Source organism: Ruegeria sp. BHSA163 (assembly GCF_059613365.1).
In genome coordinates, this window is the sequence record NZ_JBXWSJ010000129.1 from 1 (window position 1) to 1437 (window position 1437).

1 protein-coding gene and 1 pseudogene are annotated in these 1437 nt (G+C 55.6%); one reads left to right on the forward strand and one right to left on the reverse strand.

All coding sequences use genetic code 11. The features are described from left to right. Window positions 1-92: 92 nt before the first annotated feature. Window positions 93-1219 (reverse strand): IS3 family transposase gene (locus AC2FNV_RS23515; protein ID WP_496774735.1). Its coding sequence is split into 2 segments (ribosomal slippage): window positions 93-958 and window positions 958-1219, totalling 1128 coding nucleotides; the frame shifts between segments, so codons are not numbered across the junction. Here AC2FNV_RS23515 and AC2FNV_RS23520 point away from each other — a divergent pair. After that, window positions 1218-1437, forward strand: a pseudogene (locus tag AC2FNV_RS23520) (hypothetical protein); the annotation flags it as partial. The gene AC2FNV_RS23515 and the pseudogene AC2FNV_RS23520 sit on opposite strands and share 2 nt — an antisense overlap.

Genomic DNA, 1437 nt, shown 5'->3' on the forward strand with positions numbered 1-1437 from the left:
ACGATAACAACGACTGCTGCTCTACCGTTTTGATCGCGACAAAGCGCATGGTTGGCCGTGAGCAGCCTCATCTGACTGGTCCAAGTTGATTGTTAGTGCATCATTGGCCTGTGATCCATTGAGATGATGGTTTCGGGCGCTGGCGGGCGGTAGCCCAGTGCACTGGGGGGGCGTTTTGTGTTGTAGTGTCTCCTCCATTGTTCGATCAGGATTTGTGCTTCGCGCAGGCTGTAGAAGATTTCGCCGTTGAGCAGCTCATCCCTGAACCGGCCATTGAAGCTTTCACAATATCCGTTCTCCCACGGGCTCCCAGGTTCGATGTAAGCGGTCTTGGCGCCAACGGCGGCGATCCAGTCTCGGACAGCCTGGGCGACAAATTCCGGCCCATTGTCAGAACGTATGAAACTCGGCGCGCCGCGAAGTATGAACAGGTCTGTCAGGACATCGATTACATCGGTCGAGTTCAGCTTCCGCTCGACCCTGATAGCCAAACATTCCCGACTGTACTCATCAAGGATGTTCAGCGTCCGGAAAGCTTTGCCATCATCGGTTCGGCAATGGACGAAGTCATAGGACCACACGTGGTTGCGATACTCCGGCCTCAGCCGAACACACGACCCATCGTTCAGCCAGAGCCGTCCTTTCTTCGGTTGTTTCACTGGCACTTTCAGCCCCTCTCGTCGCCAAAGCCGTTCAATCCGCCCATCGCTGACAGACCAGCCAGCCTCTCTCAGCAGTGCAGCGATCCTGCGATAACCATATCGGCCGTATTGACGGGTCAGCTCGATCATGTCGGCCACCAGCCGGTCTTCGTCTGCGCGACCTTGTGGGACGCGCCGTTGCGTGGACCGGTGTTGTCCAAGCACGCGGCAGGCGCGTCGCTCAGATACTCTGAGCTGGCTGCGGACATGATCGATGCAGGCACGACGACGAGCGGGGCTCAGTAGTTTCCCTTTGTGGCTTCCGTCAGGATCAGTTTGTCCAGCGTCAGATCTGAAACTGCGCGTCTCAGCCGCTCGTTCTCTTTCTGAAGCCGTTTCAGTTCCTTCAATTGATCAACACCCATTCCACCGTACTTCTTCCGCCAGCGGTAATAGGTTTGCTCAACAACTCCGATCTGTCTGATCGCATCAAGACGGGACATGCCTTGACCCATCAGAACTTCAACCTGCCGTAACTTCGAGACAATCTCTTCAGGCTTCGGTCTCTTGTTTGCCATTCGTGGTCCTCCGTTTCCTAAACATAACGGTGGACCAGTTCAGTTGGGGAGGCTCAAACCCGCTGCCATTGTTCCAAATCTGGAACTTGGCTCGTGGGATCAACTAAGGTTCGAAGGAGCGGTATTCGATTGGCGGGATGAGGCGGGTTACAAAGGGGCTTTCACCGCTTTGGCGAACCACCTGAGCATCGCGTCCCTTGCAGTTGAAGGACAGGTCA